The following is a 20,873-nucleotide window of genomic DNA, read 5'->3' as shown; positions in this document are numbered from 1 at the left end:
TAACCACTCAAAGGCCAGATGACCAGCGACATGTCCAGACCCGTAACCGATACTATTCTGAACTTCATCGGCGGTGTCTATCGCAGGGGCAGTGACGGCAAGACATTCGCGAACGTCAACCCCGCCACCGGGCAGCACATCGGGCTGGTTCATGAAGCCAGCAAGGCCGATGTCGATGCCGCCGTGGCAGCCGCCAAGACAGCGCTGAATGGTCCCTGGGGCAGGATGACCACGGCCGAGCGGATCAAGCTGATCACGGCGGTCGCCGCCGAGATCGAGCGCCGCTCCGAAGATTTCCTCGAAGCCGAAGTGGCCGATACCGGCAAGCCTCGTCATGTTGCCTCGCACATCGACATTCCGCGCGGTGCCGCCAATTTCCGAATGTTCGCCGACGTGATCGCGACCATGCCGACCGAATCGTTCGCCACGGACACACCTGACGGTGGCCGGGCGCTCAACTACGTGGCGCGCAAGCCCAAGGGCGTAATCGCCGTGATCTGCCCGTGGAATTTCCCGCTGCTGCTGATGACCTGGAAGGTCGGCCCGGCGCTGGCCTGCGGCAACACCGTGGTGGTCAAGCCGTCGGAAGAGACGCCGCGGACCGCGGCACTGCTGGGCGAGGTAATGAACGCCGTGGGCATGCCTGAAGGCGTTTACAACGTGGTTCACGGCTTCGGCGCAGGCTCGGCAGGTGAATTCCTGACCTCCAACAAGGACGTCGATGCGATCACCTTCACCGGCGAGACCGGTACTGGCCAGGCGATCATGCAAAAGGCCGCAATTGGGGTTCGCGACGTGTCGTTCGAACTTGGCGGCAAGAATCCAGCGATCGTCTTCGCCGATGCCGATCTGGATAAGGTGGTCGAAGGTCTCTCGCGTTCGGTGTTCCTAAACACCGGGCAGGTCTGCCTCGGCACCGAGCGGGTTTATGTCGAGCGCCCGCTGTTCGACGAATTCATTCGGCGGATGACGATGGCGGCGCAGGCGTTCAAGCCTGGCGCAGCCGGTGATCCAGCCTATCTTGGTCCGCTGATCAGCGCGGAGCACCAGGAAAAAGTCCTTGGCTATTACGCCAAGGCGGTGGCCGAAGGAGCGACAGTCGTCACTGGGGGCGGCGTTCCCGAGATCGATGGCGCGCAAGGCGGCGGGTTCTATGTCGAGCCAACCCTCTGGACGGGGCTTGCGCACGACAGCACGGTCATGCGCGAGGAAATCTTCGGCCCCTGCTGCGGCGTGATCCCCTTTGACGCCGAGGACGAGGCCGTCGCGCTGGCCAACGATACCGAATATGGTCTGTGCGCGACGGTCTGGACCGAAAACCTTTCACGCGCGCACCGGGTGGCGGCGGAGATGCGGGTCGGGGTCTGCTGGGTCAACTGCTGGTTCCTTCGAGATTTGCGCACCGCCTTTGGCGGCTCGGGCCAATCCGGGATCGGCCGGGAAGGCGGCGTGCACAGTCTCGAGTTCTACACCGAAATCCAAAACATCTGCGTGAAGCTCTGAGACCATGACAACATCAAAAAATATCGACCCGAAGGTCATCGTACAGGCCGCGGAACTGCTGCGCGGCGCGGCGGAGAGCGGCAAGCCGGTGGCACCCGTGCGCGACCTGATTTCCGCAGGCGGCTTGGACGCCGCCTATGCCGTGCAGGAGGTCAATACCCGGCACTACCTCGACAGCGGACGCCGCCTGGTCGGGCGCAAGATCGGGCTGACCTCGATTGCGGTCCAGCGCCAGCTCGGCGTCGACCAGCCCGATTACGGCATGCTGTTTGCGGACATGGACGTGCCCGAGGGCATTCCCATTTCGCTTGACCAAGTGATCCAGCCCAAGGTCGAGGCGGAGATCGCGATCGTCATCGGCCGCGACCTGCCGCATCCCGATCTCACCACAGCAGAGATGATCCGCGCGGTAGAATATGTTGTGCCGGCGATCGAGGTCGTGGACAGCCGGGTGGCCAACTGGGACATCCGCATCTGGGACACGGTTGCCGACAATGCTTCGAGTGGGCTCTTCGTGCTCGGCGCGGTCCCACGCAAACTCGACGGTCTCGACCTACGAGAATGCGGGATGGTGATGGAATCTAAGGGCGAGCCGATTTCGGTCGGCGCTGGAATTGCCTGTCTCGGCAGCCCGATCACCGCCTCGCTTTGGCTGGCGCGGGTCATGGCCCAGGTCGGTCGGCCGCTGCTCGAAGGCGACGTGATCCTCTCGGGTGCTCTCGGGCCAATGGCCGGGGTGAGCCGCGGCGATGTCGTCGAAGCGAGGATCAATGGTGTCGGAATGGTGCGGGCAGCCTTCGCTGCCGAAGCCGGCTGACGACGGGACGGAAAGACAAATAATGTCCAAGATGAAGTGCGCAATCATCGGCTCCGGCAACATCGGCACCGACCTGATGATCAAGCTGCTCAAGGGTTCGGAAGTGCTCGAACTGGCCGCGGTCGTCGGAATCGACCCGGCTTCGGAAGGGCTGGCGATTGCTCGCGAGCGAGGGGTGACGACGACCCACGAAGGGATGGAAGGGCTGCGCAAGCTGCCGGTCTATCCCGAAATCGGCATCGTCTTCGACGCGACCTCGGCCTATGCCCACAAGGGACACGACGCCGCACTGCAGCAAGACGGCAAGCTTGTGGTCGATCTGACCCCGGCGGCGATCGGTCCGTTCTTCGTGCCGCCGGTGGGCGGCGCGCTCGAAAGCGGCATTCGCAATGTCAACATGGTCACCTGCGGCGGACAGGCGACGATCCCAATCGTCGCTGCGGTCTCGCGCGTGACTTCGGTCCACTATGCCGAAATCGTCGCGTCGGTGTCCTCGCGCTCGGCCGGACCCGGCACCCGCGCCAACATCGACGAGTTCACCCGGACCACCGCCAAGGCGATCGAGATTGTCGGCGGCGCGGGCCGCGGACGCGCGATCATCATCCTCAATCCGGCCGAACCGCCGATGATCATGCGCGACACAATCTTCACGCTGACCGACCAGGTCGACGAGGACAAGATCCGTGCGTCGATCCAGGAGATGGTGCAGACCGTCCAGTCCTACGTGCCTGGCTATCGCCTCAAGCAGGAGGTGCAGTTCGAGCGCTTCGGCTCGAACCGGCCCTTGAAAATTCCGGGCTACGGCGAGTTCGAGGGGCTCAAGACCAGCGTGTTCCTCGAGGTCGAGGGCGCGGGAGACTATCTGCCCAGGTATTCCGGAAACCTGGACATCATGACCGCCGCCGCCAAGGCGGCTGGCGAACGTCTCGCCCAACAGCATATCGAGAAGGCGGCAGCATGACTTTCAATCCCGAAAGCGGCAAGCTGTATATCCAAGACGTCACCCTGCGTGACGGGATGCATGCCATCCTGCACATGTACGGCACCGACAGCGTCCGCACGATCGCGAAGGCGCTTGACGACGCTGGCGTCGATGCGATCGAGGTTTCGCATGGCGACGGCCTCAATGGCACCTCGTTCAACTACGGGTTCGGCGCCCATACCGACTGGGAATGGATCGAGGCCGCCGCCGATGTCATCAAAAACGCGGTGCTGACCACGCTGCTGGTGCCCGGGATCGGTACTGTCGAAGAACTGCGGCGGGCCTATTCGCTGGGGGTGCGTTCGGTGCGAGTCGCCACCCATTGCACCGAGGCCGATGTCGCCAAGCAGCACATTGGCATCGCCCGCGATCTCGGCATGGACGTCTCGGGCTTCCTGATGATGAGCCATATGATCGACGCCGAGGCCCTCGCGCAGCAGGCGTTGCTGATGGAAAGCTATGGCGCGCTCTGCGTCTATGTGACCGACAGTGGCGGCGCGCTCGACATGGACGGGGTGCGCGATCGCCTGCGCGCCTATGACCGGGTGCTCAAGCCGGCAACCCAGCGAGGCATTCATGCCCACCACAACCTCTCGCTCGGGGTCGCCAATTCGATCGTCGCCGCCCAGGAAGGGGCGGTGCGGATCGATGCCAGTCTCGCCGGTATGGGGGCAGGGGCCGGCAACGCCCCGCTCGAGGTATTCATCGCGGCAGCTGATCGCAAGGGTTGGAACCACGGCTGCGATGTGATGGCGTTGATGGACTCTGCGGAGGACATTGTCCGTCCGCTGCAGGACCGCCCGGTGCGGGTCGATCGCGAGACGCTGAGCCTTGGCTATGCCGGAGTGTATTCCAGCTTCCTGCGCCACGCCGAAAGAGCGGCGGAGCAATACGGCCTCGATACCCGCGAAATCCTGATCGAACTGGGCAAGCGGCGGATGGTTGGCGGTCAGGAAGACATGATCGTTGATGTCGCACTTGACCTCGTTTCCAAGCGCGCAGCTTAGGACAAGGGCCATGGACAAGCTTGAGCAATACGCGGAAACCCTGGACGGTGCAGCGCTCAACGCCCGCGCGATCCCCCAGCTGACCCACGGCGATCCCGATTTGAGCGTGGCCGATGCCTACCGGGTTCAGAAGCTGTCGGTCGATCGCCGCCTCGCGCGCGGCGAACGCCGGATTGGCGTCAAGATGGGACTGACCAGCCGGGCCAAGATGCTGCAAGTCGGAGTCGACGAGGTAGCCTGGGGCCGCCTGACCGATGCGATGCTGATCGAGGAAGGCTCGGCAATATCGCGCGCGCGCTTCGTCCATCCCCGGGTCGAGCCGGAAGTCGCGTTCCTGATGAAGGCATCGCTCTGCGGGAAGGTCACGGCAGCCGAGGCACTGGCGGCGGTCGAGGCGATCGCCCCGGCCATGGAGATCATCGACAGTCGGTACGAGAACTTCAAGTTCGCGCTGTCCGATGTGATCGCCGACAACACCTCGTCATCCGGTCTCGTGATCGGATCGTGGAACGATCCCTCCAAGGATTTCTCCAATCTCGGGGTGATCCTGGAAATCAACGGCCAGGTGACCGAGGTCGGTTCGACCGCGGCGATCCTCGGCCATCCGCTCCGTTCGCTGGTCGCCGCGGTGCGGCTGGTCGCCGAAGCGGGAGAGCAGATCAACGCAGGTGATATCGTCATGGCAGGCGGGATCACCGCAGCGCCGAACCTTGCGCGCGGGCAGACCGTTCGCACGACTATCCAAGGGCTTGGTGCCGTCATGTTCCAGGTGGAGGCGTAGATGCCGATCATTGAGGTCAATATGCTTGAGGGCCGGTCGGCCGATGACAAGGAGCGGCTGATCGAGGCGCTGACCGACGCGGCGTTCAACTCGATAGGTGCGCCGCGCGAATCGGTACGGATCATCTTGCGCGAAATGCCTGCAGGCCATTTCGCGGTGGGCGGGCGATCGTTTGCGGCGAAGGCGGCCGCCGAAGTCGGCACCAAGGGTTGAACGATGGCTGCGCTGCACCGGATCCGGATTGTCGATGGCGCGGAGTTTGATTGCGGCGAAGACGAACGGGTTCTGCTAGCGATGGAACGCTGCGGGGCTGATGATATCGGGGTCGGTTGCAGGGGTGGCGGCTGCGGGATTTGCCGGATCAGGGTCGTCGATGGCGATTACAGGACCGGCAAGATGAGCGCGGAAAAGGTTTCGGACGCCGATCGGGCAGCGGGCTTTGCGCTGGCGTGCCGCCTGTACCCGGCGGATGATCTTTTGATCGAAGTTACATAGAATCAAAGGGCGAATAGGAATGGCTACGCAATTGGTGAATTTCGAAAGCGACTACGGGATCAAGTCTGAGTACGGCCATTTCATTGGCGGAGAATGGGTTTCCGGCGATAGCGGGAAGACGATCGACCTGATCAATCCGGCAACCGGTGCGGTTCTTACCAAGATTCAGGCCGGCAATGCCAAGGACATCAAACGCGCGGTCGCCGCGGCCAAGGCCGCCTTCCCGGCCTGGTCGGAAAGTTCGCCCGCCGAGCGTCAGGAAATCCTGATCGATATTGCCCGGCGCCTTAAGGCGCGCCACAAGCACTATGCCACGCTCGAAACGCTGAACAATGGCAAGCCGATCCGCGAATCGATGTTTTTCGACATGCCCCAAGCGATTGGCCAGTTCGAACTCTTTGCCGGAGCGGCCTATGGTCTCCACGGCCAGACGCTGGACTATCCAGATGCGATCGGCATTGTCCATCGCGAGCCTCTGGGGGTTTGTGCCCAGATCATTCCGTGGAATGTTCCGATCCTGATGATGGCCTGCAAGATCGCGCCAGCGCTGGCTTCGGGCAACACCGTGGTGCTCAAGCCGGCCGAAACCGTCTGCCTGTCCGTGATCGAGTTCTTCGTCGAAATGGCCGACCTGCTGCCGCCGGGCGTCATCAACGTCGTGACCGGCTATGGTGCGGATGTCGGCGAGGCCCTGGTGACACACGAGGATGTCCGAAAAGTCGCCTTCACCGGTTCGGTTGCGACGGCACGCCGGATCATCCAGTATGCCTCGTCGAACATCATTCCGCAGACGCTGGAACTCGGCGGCAAGTCCGCGCACATCGTGTGTGCTGATGCCGATATCGATTCGGCGGTTGAAGCAGCCACCATGTCGACGGTGCTCAACAAGGGTGAAGTATGCCTCGCCGGCTCGCGCCTGTTCCTGCATGAAACGATCCAGGAGGAATTTCTTGCCAAGTTCAAGGTAGCGCTCGAAGGCATCCGCCAGGGCGATCCGCTGGATTTTGCGACTCAGCTTGGTGCCCAGGCCTCGCAGATGCAGATGGACAAGGTTCAGGGCTATCTCCAGCTTGCTGCTGAAGAAGGGGCTACCGTGCTGACCGGTGGTAGCCGCAGCGCCGACCCCAATCTGGCCGATGGGCATTTCGTTCAGCCGACCGTCTTCACCAACGTGAAGAATTCGATGCGTATCGCCCGTGAGGAGATTTTCGGCCCCGTCACCAGCGTTATCAGCTGGAGCGACGAGGAGGCGATGATGAAGCAGGCCAACGACTCGACCTTCGGACTTGCCGGTGGCGTGTGGACCCGTGACATCGCGCGCGCGCACCGCATCGCCCGCAAGCTCGAAACAGGCACGGTGTGGATCAACCGCTACTACAACCTCAAGGCCAACATGCCGCTGGGCGGTTACAAACAAAGCGGGTTTGGGCGTGAATTCAGCCATGAAGTGCTGAGCCACTACACCCAGACCAAGTCGGTGGTGGTCAACCTGCAGGATGGCCGCACCGGGATGTTCGACCAGTAGGGCCGATGGAGCGGATCATCGGCCGGAGCAGACGCTGGTCTTCCGCAATTCTCGCGGAAAGAGCAGCCTTGCTTATCGGGCGCGCCGTCGGAATCGGTGACGGCTGCCCGATGCGTCACCGTAGCGTCGCTGCTGGCGGGCTCGTCCATGACGATTCGCCTTCCCAGCCGGTGCGTTCGCCGGCCATGCAACTCTCGTGTCTCCGGGCTACAGCGCGTCTTCCGCAGATTCCCGCCAGGCCGCTTCGAATGACAAAAGTTGAGTTCGGCAACCTCGCCAAACCAAGGACGGCAACCGATGGCTGAAAGATTCGACTTCAAGGACTTGCTGGCCGTCCCCGGAGTTATTGGCGCGGCGCGATGGAGGCCCACCCATCTTGGGAAATCGATCGCGCCCCCCGAACTGGTCGAGTTCGGCGGCGACTTGAATAGGGACCGGGCCGAACGGATGATGGCCCACGCTGAAGCGGCAGGATTGAGCATCTACGGCATCGGTCAGCTGAGCTACCAGCGCGCGCCAGTCGACAAGACGGTCGTTTATCCGATCGACGCCTTTTACGCCCACGGGCAGCATACGTCGGTGGTTGCGAGCTTGAACCGAGTGGCGGCCCTTATCGACAATTCCACGCAGGTCGACGTCCAAAACCTGGTGCGCAAGATGATCTTGGTCGACAACTGATACAGGCTTGGGGCGATCCCCTGCGCACCAATCCGTAAGGCGTGAGCCCAGCTTCTGGGTGCCACCCCGCGATCACCGTCCGTCTGAACAGGCTCGGATGCCCCGAGAAAATACGATTACGCGTCCGTGCAAGCCCCCGGGGGCTTGCACGTACCGGGGCTGCTCAGGCAATGGTAGTCGGCGCGAAAGTACAACGAAGGGTCGATCCTGCCCTATGAGTGCGCACGCTCGAGGCTGGTCTCGAGTCCCGGAATCTAGGCTTTCGCGCCTCTACGATCGCCTGCGACGCCCTCGCCGCGGTTGAGCGACCGATCTCTAAAACGGGTCGGCTTCGCGACCTTGCACGTCGAATCTCTAGGGTCTAGAGCTGGAGAACGCTCGGGTTCGCGGCGAAGAACGGGTGCCATCAAAGCGGACGTCACAGCAAGTAGAAAGAAGCGGAGATGTTTCGGGAAAATATTGACAAGAACGCTCAAAGTAAACTTGCGTCGGCCGACGGGGGGCCTGCACAGCGTAAATCTATTCAGTCCGTGGAGATCGGTACGCGGGTGCTGATTGCTCTAATGGATCGCGATGGCGGGGAGGCGCACTTGCGCGATGTCGCCGAGCGTTCCAACCTATCGCGAAGCCAAGCGCATCGTTATCTGCTGGCATTCGTGAACGGTGGTCTGGTCGAGCAGAATCCGGCCAGCGGAAAATATTCCCTTGGTAGCCTGGCGGTCCGCATCGGGTTGGCTGCCATGGCAAAGTTGGACCCTATACGCGTCACCGGCGAGCAGCTCGATGCTCTTTTGAAAGAACTGAAGACCACGGGTCTGATGAGCGTCTGGGGTACGTACGGACCGACCATCATCCGCTGGCTGGATGGGGGCATTCCACTCTTCGCTTCGTTTCACGTGGGGTCGATTCTGCCGCTGCAAACATCTTCCACAGGCCTACTTTATCTGACGTATTGCCCTGACGCGCATACGAAGGAGCACCTTGCGTGGGAGCGTGCGAACGGGGTCTACGTCGACGACGAGGAACTGAAGACGAAGACGGAAAAGGTCAGAAGAGACGGATTTGCGTCTACGTTTGGCACGGTTGTCCAGGGCCTGTCCGCCATTTCCGTACCGGTGATCGACTCGCAGAACCGCATGGTCGCGACGATGAGCGCGCTGGCTCGGACGCAGGACAATAAATTTTTCAGCGAGAAGACGATAAATCGAATTAAGGAACAAGGTCGGCAGGCCAGCATTGCGATCGGTTGGTCCGAAGGAGCCTAGCTCCGGTTTCAGTCTCGCCAACGGCACCCGCCGCCCTGGCGCCCGGCTGTCTCCCGCACCGTCTCGGTTGCGACCCCTATGGACTGACAGAAGACCCTAGGGGTTGCTCCCGGTGTCCCGGATCCGGGATAGTCCGTTGAGGAGCCATCAGGGGGCCGTTACAATCTGCCTGCCGCGCTTACTTGTCACTGTCCTCCCAGCGGGCAGGTCCAGAGAGCCGCGGGCGTGGCGTCAATCTCGCCTGTCTTGCGGGCGGGCGATCAGCGCAGATTCGCGCGCTTTGTCTGAACCGCGCCGGTGCCGTGGGCACTCGCCCATCAAACTCGGCACGGCGCACGCGGAGCCTTGCGCAAACCGTCGGCGTGGCCCGACCGATCGGTTTCACAGCCGGTCCGTCTTTCGCTCTAGCGAGGAATGACGCGCGGCGCGCTATACAATGTGCAACCTATAGTCGGTTCGCGGCGATAGAGCTGCCGGGTGAAAGTCGGTAGATAGCAAATGCGTCGGTCGCGATCATTGGCGCGAATCTGGCTTCCGGGCGAGCCGTCGAGCTCTCACCAGTCGGGCTTCTCGCGGGCGCGGCCGGTCGGCATCTCGTTGCGGATCGCTTTCGCGTCTGGCGGCTGCTGATCTGTGGCGCCACCGCGCACATCTGTGTTCCCTTCGCGGGCTGCGGGATGAACGCGGGCCTAGTCAACACCGCCAGCCTCGCATCGGAGTTGCCAGGCGTCTTGCCGGGTTAGGGAGGACCGCGCCTTCTCGATCCCTTGGGGGCGGAACGCCAGCCGGTGACCGAGCATGTCTCCAATCAAGCGATGGCCTTGGCATCGGCGAACCTAAGGACTGATTTTGGTCGCAGCAAGGTAGCGGTACTTTTCGCATGCGCGAGGCGCTCGAGATGACCTCGATGCTCGGTTGGTGGCGATCGCCTCGACGAAGTACGACTTTACGTCGCACGGTGCCCGCCACTTCGCTGCGAACTCTCAGGCGGCAGGCATGGTGCCTGAGCTCGATATGAGCACAACCCGGCCAAAGAATGATTGGATCACTCGTCGTTCGGGATTTGGTAGGCAATGTCAGAGGTCGGATCTTCGTCCAGTCGCCGACCTGTGCCACGGCATTCAAGTCAGTTGCAGCCAGCGGACGGGACTAGTCACCCACGGCAAAAATTCGGGACTGTGCTCCGGCAATCCGCGCGTCTTTCAAAGGGGCATACTCGGAGCAGGCCATGAACGCCCGGATCTTGTCTAGCGAAGGGAAGCGGATGATCACAGTGTAGTCCGGGGCCTGGTCTTCGCCCTCGAAGCTTTCGAACTGCGTTGACCTGCAGATGAGCTCACCTCCAAAACGAGAGACCAGGCGCGGAACGTTGGCTCGATAATCCGCAACCCACCCCTCGTTGTGAGAAGTGATCAATGCGATGAAATAGGCGGCCAAGCCAATTCTCCCCTGCTGCCTCACGACCGGTGTTCGCGGTCGCCGTTCGCCTTGAACCGTCAAGGCGAGGCAGCTCCCGAAGAATACGCCCTTCGTGGGGCAGGTCAAACCCGAGCGATGGACCGATTCGCCATCACTCGATGTATGTAAGTGCCAGACATCGCTGTCGGGACCAGTGCTGCGCTTTTTCCAGGCCTTCAGGACCATCCCTCAGCCCTTGACGAGATCACAAAGAAACAGTATAGACGGACTGTTAAATGCGTCGGGGGCGGGATGCTGGAGCAATTGCGTTTTGTGCGGATCCCGATTGCATCGCTTGGCGAGGCGAGCGGTGACATGCTCGACGTCGTAGGCCTCGAACTTGCCGAGTGCCTGGAGCAGAGGGCGCGATTCAGATCGGACTCGCGCGCCTACAGCGTGGAACTCGATGCGTCGGGTACGATCGGGCCTCCCACCGTCGCAATATCGCTCCGCACGGTCGAGCAGTTGGAGGGGGTGTCGGAGCCGCTTGTCAGCTGCGGGTGGAGCGTGGAGAAAATCACGCGAGAGGTTTGCCGGGATAGGCGTTATTACGCCGGCCTGGCATGCCGCGACCTCAGCGGCAACCGTATCGAGTTGGTTGTCCGGGCCGAGGACAAAGGCCGGCGCTACTTCCCGTCCCGTGACGCCGGGGTCGTCGGGCTATCGCACGTGGTGCTTGGCAGCCGCAGTCCCACGGCCGAGGCGGCTGCGTGGACGAATGTTCTGGGCGCGCGGATCACCGATCGGGTGGGCGCGGGCGTCTATCTCGGCTGGGACGACGCCCATCACCGGATCATGTTTGTGCCGAGTGATCGGGAGAGCTTTCTCGTAGTCGGGTTTGAAGTCGAGAGCATCGACGCGGTCATGCAGTCGAACTACTTTTTTCTCGACCGTCAGGTAGGAATCTTCCGTGGCCCCGGCCGAGAACCCGCAAGCGGTCAGGTGTTTCTGACCTTCGGCGGACCATCGCCCGGTATTTACTTCTCCTATTCGACGAAATCCGAGCCCTACTCTGAAACGCGTCGCCCGCGGCAGTTTTCCGCCACACCGGATTCTTACTGCAGCTGGGGTTCGGTTACCGCCTTGGCCGAGTTGGGGGGCGCGGCATCGTGACCATCAAGCTCCTCGATGTGGCCTACGCGCGGCTCAAGACCCCTGACCTCGATAGCGCGAGCCAGTTCGCGACGCGCGTGCTTGGTCTGGAGCAGATCGATCGCAGCGGCAACAGTCGTTCGTTTCGCTCCGACCACCGGGTGAGCACCTTGAGCTACGAGGCTGGCGACCCTTGGGAAACCACTGTCGGGTTCGAACTTGCGAGCGACGAAGACCTCCAGATCGCAGCCGGAACGCTTGAGGCGATGGACTACGCGGTGCGCCACGGCTCGCGTGGTGAGTGCGATCAGCGGCATGTTCGTGATTTCATCGCATTCAGCGACCCCGGCGGTGGGCGCATCGAGTTTGCCGTTTCGCCTCACGTCGCCGGCAGCAAGGCAAGGCTGGCGCGTGATGCGGGCATCACCGGCTTCAGCCATGTTGGCCTGTTCAGCCAGGACACCACACGCGACGAACATTTCTGGACCCAGGTTTGCAGCGCACGGGTCAGCGATCGACTGGGCGAGCTTCCGCTTCTCCGACTGAGCCAGATCCACCACAGTATCGCGCTCGTGCCAGCCGATCGCTCGGGCGTTCAGCACATCAACCACCAGGTCCAGTCGATCGACGACGTCCAGCGGAGTTACTCGCTGCTGCGCCAGCACAACGTTCCGATCGTCTTCGGGCCCGGACGCCATCCGACATCAGGCGCGCGCTTCGTCTACTTCGAAGGACCCGACGACATGGTCTTCGAATACTCGGTCGGGGTCCAAGAAGTCGACGAGGCAACGTACCGCGAGCGCCAATTCGGGTTCGAGCCCTCCAGCCTCTGCATGTGGGGCGCCAAGGCGACCCTCAAGGAGCTGTCGAACTGAAGTGAAAGCCGAACTCCCGGCGGCAACGCCGGCCAATCGCGTCGGCAGACGTAGGCAACGTGCATAGACGCGAACGGAATGGGAAGGACGAATGATGGAAGTGCGCGAAGCCTATCAGCGGGACGTGGTCTGGCCCGCGAACTACAATGAGATTCCCAAGGAGATTTTCGTTCGTCAGGATCTCTATCGGGCGGAGATCGATCGCATCTTCCGAGGCCCCGAATGGCATGCTGTGGCACACGAAAGCGAAGTGCCGAACGCGGGCGACTTCAAGACCTGCAACCTGGCCGACGTCCCGCTTCTCGTTATCCGCGGCCACGACGGACGTGTTCGGGCATTCTTCAACGCCTGCTCGCACCGCAGCAATCAGATCGAGGTCAAGCCTTCGGGCAATCGGAATGAGTTCGAGTGTCCCTACCATCGGTGGCTGTTCAATAGCCAAGGAGAGTTGGTCGGCTGTCCCAACCAGCGCGAATTCACGCCCGGCTTCGAGAGGAAGGATTATCCGCTCGCCAAGCCGCGGCAAGAAACACTCGGCGGGTTGCTCTTCGTGACCTTGTCTGCCGCTACCGAAAGCCTCGACGATTTCCTTCAGGAGGCCAAGAACTCGCTGCTCGACATCATGGGCGGGGACGGGCGCCTCAAGCTTATCGGCTATCACCGCGTCCGGTATTTGACGAACTGGAAGGCATATAGCGACAACGACGGTTATCATCCGCCCCTTCTGCATCAGGCGTTCACGATGCTGAACTGGCAGGGTGGCGCGGGCCGTCAATACGCGACCACCGGTCGGGGGCACTACTGCATCGACACCGAGCTTACGGTTCCCAAGCCAACCAGTCTTATTCGCGACAGTTCGGTCATCGAATTTCGTGACGAAGGACGACCGAAGCGGTCGAGCGTCCTCGCTCTCTTTCCCATGCTAGTCGCATCCAACTACCTGAACGTCATCAGCATCCGCTTCGCTACGCCGATCGCGATCGACGAGGTGGAGGTGAACTACGCCTACTTCGCGCATCAGGACGATGACGAGGAGATGCTGCGCCATCGCATCCGGCAAAGTTCCAACGCCATCGGTCCATCCGGTTTGATCAGCATGGAGGACGCCTCGGTGTTCCATCGCGTCCAGATCGGCAATCGCACGCCTGGCACCGCGGTGTTTCAGAAGGGAGTGTCCGATCCGTCCCGGCTGAGCTTCGAATTCCGCCAGAACGACGAGAGCGGCAACCTTCCGCACTGGGAATATTACCGTACGGCGATGGGGTTCCGGAGGGCGACGGCGTGACCAGCTTGACCTTGGAGGGGCACGCCCGGCTCGACGAGCTTCAGGCAAGCTACATCTCGGCTCTGGACGGCAAGAATATGCAGTCATGGCTGGGAACATTCGATGACGATGCGGCCGCAAGCTACATCTGCATTGCGCGCAGCGACCTGGAGAATGGGCTGCAAGTCGCAATGATGCTGGATGACTGCAGGGATCGCCTGATCGACCGGTGCACATTCATTACGGATGTCTGGGCCGGGACGTTCCAGGACTATCGCACGCGGCACTTTGTGCAGCGCGTTCGCGCGCACCGGCTCGAGGACGGCAACATCGCAATGTCGTCCAATTTCTCGGTCATCTTCACCCCGGACGACACCGGGCTGCCGCAGCAACTCGCGGTGGGCACTTATGAAGATGTCATTCGAATGGATGAAAGCGTGTGCTGTTTTCGCTCGCGCAAGGCCGTGACCGATAATCCAGTACTTCCTAGATATTTAGTCTTTCCATTGTAGAGGCGGGTCAAAATTAACTAAAACATGATCAAAGGATGGGAGATCCGATATGACTGGCGTTCGTTTCTTGAGATCGATGATACTGGCTTCGGCGACAGCATTTGCGTCGCCCAGTCTTGCGCAGTCGGCTCCCGCCGATCCCTCCTCTCCCGCGCCAGATGAGGCGCAAGGGGAGCGAGCAGACCAATCGGAACCGCACGGTGGTCTGGGAGAGATCGTCGTTACCGCGACGCGCCGGGAGCAGCGTTTGCAGGAAGTGCCGGTCGCGGTGACCGCCATCACGGCTGAAGCGCTGGGCCGGTCAGGGGCGGCCGATCTTCGCAATCTGACGCAAGTCGTCCCTGGCTTTTTCGGCGGTCGGGCGGCTGGCGTGTTTCTGCCGGTCATCAGAGGGGTCGGTTCCAACAGCATTTCGGTGGGAGACGAATCGAACATCGCCACTTATGTCGATGGTATCTACCAAGGAGATCCGTTCTCGACCTGGACAGACCTCGTCAAGATCGACCGCGTTGAGGTCCTGCGGGGGCCGCAAGGGACGATCTTCGGCCGCAACGCCACCGGCGGCCTGATCAACGTGATCACGCCCGACCCTAAATTCGACTTCGGCGGCCTCGTGTCTGCCCGGGCTGCGTCGGTCGAAACCGGCGCCGGGGACTACAATTTGCGCGGCTATCTGACCGGCGGCCTTTCGGATACACTCGCCGCGGACATCGCGGGAATCTACCGCAAGTCGGATAACTTCGTGGACGACGTCGTTCGCGGCGGAAAGGCCGGCGGCTATCGGGTGGTCGATGTCCGCAGCAAAGTCATGCGCCGCAGCGGAAGTGGCGACAAAATCGTGGTGGTGGGTGAGTATTTCGACCGCAGCGGCTCGGAGAATGTGTACCAACCCTACGACGACAACACGGCGGGTCGCGCGTTTCCGGGTGCCATTTTACCGTCGAAGCCCTGGCAATTCTCGACCGATCTTCGTCCAGGGCTGCGGACCAGGCGCTACAGCGTGGCGTTGCAGACCCGCTTCGATCTCGGCGCGCTGAATCTTGAGACGACCGGCGCTTACGCCCACAACCGGCTGTTTCAAGCCACGGACTCGGACTCTTCGAACATCCTGCTTGCGACGTTCGTGGCGCCGAAGATCACGTCGGAGTATTACAGCCAGGAAGTCCGACTTCTCTCGGCCGCGCCCGGCCCGTTCCAGTGGATCGCCGGCGCGTACGCCTTCCATCTCACCGGTGACGCCAACTTCATCCTAAGCAGCCGGACCACCCCGAGCCAGCCGCTGTTGGTGCGCACCTTCGATCCGCTGCTCAAGACCACATCGTATGCGGGGTTCGCGGAAGGTACGCTCGAGGTCGTCCCTAGCCTCTTCGTAACGGGCGGCATTCGCTATACGTACGAAAAGCGGTCGTTCGACCAAGTCGTAAACGGCGTCCCGCTCTTTGCGCAGACCGCGCGAAAGTCGTTCGACAAGGTGACTTACAAGGGCACCGTCCGCTACGAGATCGGCCACCAGACAAACATCTACGCGACCTACAGCACCGGCTTCAAAAGCGGGGTTTTCAACATGACGGGCAGCGCCCCGGTCGCGGTGAATCCGGAATCGATCAAAGCCCTCGAGGGCGGGATCAAGTCGGACATCACGCCATGGCTCCGCGCCAATCTCGCGCTCTATCGCTACGACTACAAGGACCTTCAAGTCACCGCCCGCGACCCCCTCGGACCGGGCTATATTCTGCAGAACGCAGCCAATGCCACGATCTATGGCGGAGAACTCGAGACCACGCTGGCACCGACCGATACCTTTCGGGTCAGTGGCGCGATCGCATATGCCCATGCGGAGTACGACGAGTTTCCCGCGGCCCAGGTTTTCATTCCCCGGCCTACCGGTGGAAACGTGGTGTCGCAGGCTGACGTTTCCGGAAATCGTTTGCCGCGAACGCCGCGGTGGACCTTCAACATTGCTCCTAGCCTCGACATTCCATTGGAATCCGGAACGATCAACATCAACGGGACGCTGTTCCACAGTTCGACCGTCTATTTCGACTTCCTCAATCTTACGAGGCAAGACCCGTATACGTCGATCAACGCCGAAATCTCCTGGAAGACGGCGGACGAGAAGTTTCGCTTTTCGCTGTGGACGACAAATCTCACCAACGAGAAAATCATCCAGGAAGTCCGTCCCGGCGCGCTCGGTACTGATCTGCGCTACGAACTGCCGCGTCGCATCGGGGCGGGTGTCGAGGTTACGTTCTAAGGTTTAGTGAGCGAGCAATACGCCGCGTGAAGGAGGAGGGCAGCGGGAATGGACGCAGTTCGCGAGCACAAGTTGTTCTACGGGGGCGGCTGGCACGCGCCGTCATCAGGGGATTATCGCCCCTCGCACAGCCCAGCCAACGGAGACCTCCTGGGGCAGGTCGCCGATGCCACCGGCGAAGATGTCGATCGCGCCGTCACCGCGGCCTTGGCCGGCTTCGCCGCGTGGCGCGACGTCCTTCCGCTCGAGCGCGCTCGACTGCTTCGTGAGATCGCCTCGGTGGTTCGGCAGAACGCTGCAGAGCTCGTCGCTCTCGACGCCGAGGACTGCGGCAATCCGGTCGCCGAACTTCGAGGCGACGCCTACGTGGCCGCCGCGTTGATGGAGTATTTCGCCGGGCTGGTCACAGAGATGAAGGGTGCATCGATCCCGGTCGGCCCCAACGCCGTCAATTTTTCGATCAGACAGCCGTATGGGGTGGTCGCGCGAATCCTGGCGTTCAATCATCCCTTTTTGTTCTGCGTCGGAAAGATCGCGGCGCCGCTCGCCGCGGGTAATGCGGTGATCGTCAAACCCTCGGAGCAGGCACCGCTGTCGGCTCTGCGGTTTGCCGAGCTGGTCGAGGGGTTGTTGCCGGCCGGCACCCTCAGCGTGCTGACCGGGGGAATCGAGGCAGGCGCTGCGCTCGCCGCCCACCCCAAGGTCGCGATGGTCAGCCTCGTGGGCAGCGTGGCCGCAGGCCGCGCCCTGATGCGCGAAGCGAGCGCCACACTGAAGCCGGTCCTGCTCGAACTGGGCGGCAAGAATGCTTTGATCGCTTATGGCGACGCCGATCCAGGTGAGGTCGCTTCGGCTCTTGCCCAGGGCATGAACTTCGCCTGGTGCGGGCAATCGTGTGGCTCGACGAGCCGGGCATTCGTGCATGCGGAAATCTATGATGCCGTGCTGACGCAAATTGCCGAACGCGTGGGGCGTTTCCGACCGGGTGATCCGCGAGACGACGCGACCTCCATGGGCGCAATCATCAGCGAGCGGCAGCACGTGCGCATTCTCGGCTTTATCGACGACGCCAAGGCGGAAGGTGCTCGCTTGGTCTGCGGGGGAGGGCGTCCGGCTGATCCGGGCCTGGCCAACGGATTCTTCATCGAGCCGACCGTCTTCGCCGATGTGACCCCGGACATGCGCTTGGCGCGTGAGGAGGTCTTCGGCCCAATTCTCGCCATCATGAAATGGTCGGACGAAGCGACGATGCTCGGCGCGGTGAACGAGCTGGAGTTCGGGCTTACCTGCTCTATCTGGACGCGCGATCTCGAGCGCGCGCACCGCGCGGCTATGGCAGTCGAAGTAGGCTACGTCTGGATCAACGAGACGTCTCGCCACATACTTGGCGCTCCCTTCGGTGGAATGAAGCAATCCGGTATCGGCCGCGAGGAGTGCCTCGGCGAGTTGCTCGCCTTCACTCAGGAAAAGAACATCTACATTTCGCTCAGGACCAGCGACCGTTGAACCGGAGCAGCGCCTCCCCCGTGTCGCGCGCGGTCCGCAATGGTCGGCACCGGGCCGGTCCGACCGGCAGTGAGGGAGCAGGCGCGCAGGCTGCCCCGCGAATCAATCGCGGCGCGGCGATGACGATCCTGACGCTCGCGCTCGCGCTCAACTTCGTCGATCGGCAAGTCATCAACATCCTGGCAGAGCCTATTCGTTACGAATTGGACCTCGCCGACTGGCAAATCGGACTGATGTCGGGCATGGCCTTCGCGCTGCTTTACGGGATTGCGGGCATACCATTTGCGCGCTTGGCGGATCGTGGCCATCGTCCACGGATAATGGCGGTGGCCGTGCTCGCGTGGAGCGGCTTCACCATCGCGTGCAGTTTTGCGATGAGTTTCCCGCAACTGCTGCTTGGCCGCGTCGGCGTCGGCGTTGGCGAAGCCGGCCTTACGCCGGCGGCGAATTCACTGATTGTCGACTACTTTCCTGCGGAGCGCCGAGCATCCGCCCTATCGATCTACTATCTGGGCGTGCCGCTCGGTTCGTTGGCCGGACTGGCCCTGGGTGGTCTGGTGGCCGATGCCTATGGCTGGCGTACCGCGTTCCTCGTTGCGGGGCTCCCTGGCCTACTTATCGCGCCGCTCTTGTGGATCGGCCTGCACGAACCACGCACCCGTTTCGGACAGCGGACGGAGACGGAGCCGGGCCTTCTCGCCGTGCTGCGGACGATCTGGAGCGTTCGGACCTATCGCCTCGTGGCTGTCGCAACCGCATGCCAAGCTGCGGTCGGCTACGGCTTCGGACCATTTCTCGCCTCGTTCTTTGTTCGTAATCACGGACCGGAAATAACCCAGTTGGCGGCCCGGGCTGGCATCGGCGTGTCAGGGTTTCTCGGGCTTGCGCTGGGCTTGTCGATCGGCCTTGCGGGCGCGATCGGAGTCTGGCTCGGCGGGCATTTGGCAGATCGCTACGGCCGCCGCGATGTTCGCGCTTACGTTACGATTCCCGCGCTGGCCTCGCTCGCGGCGCTACCGTGCTATGCCGTGATCTTTAGCATGAGTGACGGCAGGCTGGCGCTGGTTGCGCTCGCGATCCCCAATATTCTGGGGGCGATGTGGATGGGGCCGATCCACAGCACGCATCAAAGCGTCATGCCGGCGCAAATCCGTGGCGGTGCCACGGCACTCTTCCTGCTCGTCCTCAATATCGTCGGCGTCGGATTGGGCCCGCTGCTGGTTGGCGCGCTCAGCGACCTCCTGTCCTGGCGGCTTGGCTACGATCCGGGTGCGAGCCTACGCGCCTCGCTCATCCTTACAAGCCTGATGGCGCCGCTCGCCGCCCTTCTGTTCTGGCGCGCGCGAATGTCGATCGAATTCGACTTCAAAAGATGAACACGCAAGATCGGATGGGGGCGAGCATCATAATCGCCCCACCACAGCCGGGAGAAACCTTATGTCAGCCGCGAAGCAATTGACGCTCGATTCGGCGGTGCCCGATGCGGAGGTCCGCATCGGCCCGGGCGCGCCGGTGCAGCCACACCGCGTTCCGGACCGACTCGACGCGTCGCGCCTGAGCTACGACGTTGATTCGCTGCGAACACTTGCGCCGACTGGCTGGGTTCACTCTGCGCTTTACACCGACCCGGAGATATTCGACCTGGAGCTTGAGCGCATCTTTCACTCGGGCTGGGTCTACATCGGCCACGAGAGCGAAATCGCCAGGACGGGGGAATTCAAGCGGCGCCAGATCGGACGCCAGCCCGTTATTTTCGTACGTGGGCAGGATGACAAGGTCAGGGTCCTGCTCAACCGCTGCCGGCATCGCGGCGCGATCGTTTGCGAGCTCGATGAAGGTCGGGACCGCTATTTTCGCTGTTGGTATCATGGCTGGACGTATTCCACCTCGGGAGAGCTAGCCAGCGTCTCGGGCCCGGAGGGCTATGGCGAGAGTTTCGACCCGCGAGCGAACGGGCTGACGCCGGCCGCCGAGGTCGACAGCTATCGCGGGTTCGTGTTTGCGGCGCTGAGCCGCCAGGCGATCCCGCTCGACGCTTATCTCGGCGGTGCGGCGAAGGTGATTGACATTCTGGTGGACGCCGCACCGGGCGGAGATCTGACCGTGCGCGCAGGATCAAATCGCACCATCTATAAAGGGAACTGGAAACAGGTGGGCATGGATGGTTACCATCCACTGTTCGTCCATGCCTCGGTTCTGGCGACCTGGGAGCGTCAAGCTGAGTCGGGGCACAGCCTAGGCGCGACGCACAGCGCCAACCCCTTCGGTTTCGACGCCGTCTCTGAAACGCGCGACTTCGGCCATGGCCACACGATGCTCGATTTTCGCAAGCATCGCCTCATGCATGCCGGAAAATTCCGCTCGTTGTTGCAGAACACGCCCGGCGGAACGGAGTACATCGAAGCCCTCTACGCCGAACACGATGCCGGCTGGGCCGACCTCTTGCTGGCAATGGCCGGCGACCCCCATGTCGGGATTTTCCCCAACCTACAGCTGATCAACAATCAGATCCGCATCGTGAACCCGCTGTCGGTCGACGAAACCGAGGTTCAGATGTTCCCGGTGCTGTTCGCGAACGCAAGCGTCGAACTTAACGCGCTCCGGCTGCGCCAGCACGAGTCATTCTACGGCCCCGCCGGCTCCGGTTCCACGGACGACGCCGAAATCTTCGAGCGCGTCCAATTGGGCCTTCAGGCGAGCGTGGATCCATGGATCAACATCTCGCGTGGTATGAATCGCGAGCATGTCGAGGACGACGGTACGGTAGTCGGCCACATAACCGACGAAGTCCCGCAGCGGGGTCAAATGCGGCAATGGTTGGCCATGATGACGGACGATTCCCTCACTGGAGCGCTTTGA

20 protein-coding genes are annotated in these 20,873 nt (G+C 62.1%); 19 read left to right on the top strand and 1 reads right to left on the bottom strand.

The genetic code is table 11. From position 1 onward, the window contains the following. Positions 1–18: 18 nt before the first annotated feature. The 11 genes from GKE62_RS05100 to GKE62_RS19630 all read left to right on the top strand — a co-directional run bounded on the left by GKE62_RS05100 (position 19) and on the right by GKE62_RS19630 (position 9,796). Positions 19–1,503: a 2-hydroxymuconic semialdehyde dehydrogenase gene (locus GKE62_RS05100; RefSeq protein WP_154691294.1), complete on the top strand. Its 1,485-nt coding sequence runs from the start codon at positions 19–21 to the stop codon at positions 1,501–1,503. A 4-nt stretch (positions 1,504–1,507) separates the two neighbouring features. Continuing rightward, positions 1,508–2,320: a fumarylacetoacetate hydrolase family protein gene (locus GKE62_RS05095; protein WP_154691293.1), complete on the top strand. Its 813-nt coding sequence runs from the start codon at positions 1,508–1,510 to the stop codon at positions 2,318–2,320. A 22-nt stretch (positions 2,321–2,342) separates the two neighbouring features. After that, on the top strand, positions 2,343–3,281 hold the full coding sequence (locus GKE62_RS05090) for an acetaldehyde dehydrogenase (acetylating) (RefSeq protein ID WP_154691292.1): 939 nt from the start codon (positions 2,343–2,345) through the stop codon (positions 3,279–3,281). Next, positions 3,278–4,309, top strand: a complete 1,032-nt coding sequence (gene dmpG / locus GKE62_RS05085) for a 4-hydroxy-2-oxovalerate aldolase (RefSeq protein WP_154691291.1) — start codon at positions 3,278–3,280, stop codon at positions 4,307–4,309. Before GKE62_RS05090 ends, dmpG begins: the two co-directional genes overlap by 4 nt. A gap of 10 nt (positions 4,310–4,319) precedes the next feature. Next, a complete protein-coding gene (locus GKE62_RS05080) occupies positions 4,320–5,090 on the top strand; it encodes a 2-keto-4-pentenoate hydratase (protein WP_154691290.1) in 771 nt (256 codons plus the stop codon). Beyond that, positions 5,091–5,303: a 2-hydroxymuconate tautomerase gene (locus GKE62_RS05075; RefSeq protein ID WP_154691289.1), complete on the top strand. Its 213-nt coding sequence runs from the start codon at positions 5,091–5,093 to the stop codon at positions 5,301–5,303. Positions 5,304–5,306: 3 nt separating this feature from the next. Next, positions 5,307–5,585: a 2Fe-2S iron-sulfur cluster-binding protein gene (locus GKE62_RS05070; RefSeq protein ID WP_154691288.1), complete on the top strand. Its 279-nt coding sequence runs from the start codon at positions 5,307–5,309 to the stop codon at positions 5,583–5,585. Between the two features lie 34 nt (positions 5,586–5,619). Further along, positions 5,620–7,110 (top strand): aldehyde dehydrogenase, encoded by a 1,491-nt coding sequence (locus GKE62_RS05065; RefSeq protein ID WP_230206924.1) that lies wholly within the window; start codon positions 5,620–5,622, stop codon positions 7,108–7,110. Between the two features lie 258 nt (positions 7,111–7,368). Then, positions 7,369–7,788, top strand: coding sequence for a hypothetical protein (locus tag GKE62_RS05060; protein ID WP_230206923.1), 420 nt, complete (start codon positions 7,369–7,371; stop codon positions 7,786–7,788). Positions 7,789–8,231: 443 nt separating this feature from the next. Next, positions 8,232–9,053, top strand: a complete 822-nt coding sequence (locus GKE62_RS05055) for an IclR family transcriptional regulator (RefSeq protein ID WP_154691285.1) — start codon at positions 8,232–8,234, stop codon at positions 9,051–9,053. A gap of 491 nt (positions 9,054–9,544) precedes the next feature. Then, positions 9,545–9,796, top strand: coding sequence for an FAD-dependent monooxygenase (locus GKE62_RS19630; protein ID WP_154693568.1), 252 nt, complete (start codon positions 9,545–9,547; stop codon positions 9,794–9,796). Between the two features lie 406 nt (positions 9,797–10,202). Here GKE62_RS19630 and GKE62_RS05045 read toward each other — a convergent pair whose 3' ends face one another. Beyond that, on the bottom strand, positions 10,203–10,490 hold the full coding sequence (locus tag GKE62_RS05045) for a DUF1330 domain-containing protein (RefSeq protein WP_154693567.1): 288 nt from the start codon (positions 10,488–10,490) through the stop codon (positions 10,203–10,205). A gap of 273 nt (positions 10,491–10,763) precedes the next feature. Here GKE62_RS05045 and GKE62_RS05040 point away from each other — a divergent pair, with 273 nt between their 5' ends. From GKE62_RS05040 to GKE62_RS05005, 8 genes are all read left to right on the top strand, one after another. Continuing rightward, positions 10,764–11,624 carry a hypothetical protein gene (locus GKE62_RS05040; protein WP_154691284.1) on the top strand — a complete coding sequence of 287 codons (861 nt, stop codon included), beginning with the start codon at positions 10,764–10,766 and terminating at the stop codon, positions 11,622–11,624. Next, a complete protein-coding gene (locus tag GKE62_RS05035) occupies positions 11,621–12,478 on the top strand; it encodes a VOC family protein (RefSeq protein ID WP_230206922.1) in 858 nt (285 codons plus the stop codon). The genes GKE62_RS05040 and GKE62_RS05035 overlap by 4 nt, the downstream gene beginning before the upstream one ends. A 94-nt stretch (positions 12,479–12,572) precedes the next feature. Beyond that, positions 12,573–13,763, top strand: coding sequence for an aromatic ring-hydroxylating dioxygenase subunit alpha (locus GKE62_RS05030; protein WP_154693565.1), 1,191 nt, complete (start codon positions 12,573–12,575; stop codon positions 13,761–13,763). Beyond that, on the top strand, positions 13,760–14,254 hold the full coding sequence (locus GKE62_RS05025) for an aromatic-ring-hydroxylating dioxygenase subunit beta (protein WP_230206921.1): 495 nt from the start codon (positions 13,760–13,762) through the stop codon (positions 14,252–14,254). The genes GKE62_RS05030 and GKE62_RS05025 overlap by 4 nt, the downstream gene beginning before the upstream one ends. Positions 14,255–14,303: 49 nt before the next feature. Beyond that, entirely contained in the window at positions 14,304–16,508 is a 2,205-nt protein-coding gene (locus GKE62_RS05020; RefSeq protein ID WP_370516060.1) for a TonB-dependent receptor, read from the top strand. 48 nt (positions 16,509–16,556) lie between these two features. Beyond that, a complete protein-coding gene (locus GKE62_RS05015; RefSeq protein WP_154691283.1) occupies positions 16,557–18,014 on the top strand; it encodes an aldehyde dehydrogenase family protein in 1,458 nt (485 codons plus the stop codon). 119 nt (positions 18,015–18,133) lie between these two features. Next, positions 18,134–19,390 carry an MFS transporter gene (locus tag GKE62_RS05010; protein ID WP_154691282.1) on the top strand — a complete coding sequence of 419 codons (1,257 nt, stop codon included), beginning with the start codon at positions 18,134–18,136 and terminating at the stop codon, positions 19,388–19,390. Between the two features lie 61 nt (positions 19,391–19,451). Continuing rightward, on the top strand, positions 19,452–20,873 hold the full coding sequence (locus GKE62_RS05005) for a Rieske 2Fe-2S domain-containing protein (protein WP_154691281.1): 1,422 nt from the start codon (positions 19,452–19,454) through the stop codon (positions 20,871–20,873).

It is taken from the genome of Novosphingobium sp. Gsoil 351 (genome assembly GCF_009707465.1).
In the GTDB taxonomy this organism is placed as follows: Bacteria; Pseudomonadota; Alphaproteobacteria; order Sphingomonadales; family Sphingomonadaceae; genus Novosphingobium.
The sequence above is the reverse complement of the archived record's forward strand: the minus strand, read 5'-3'. Positions and strand labels throughout refer to the sequence as shown.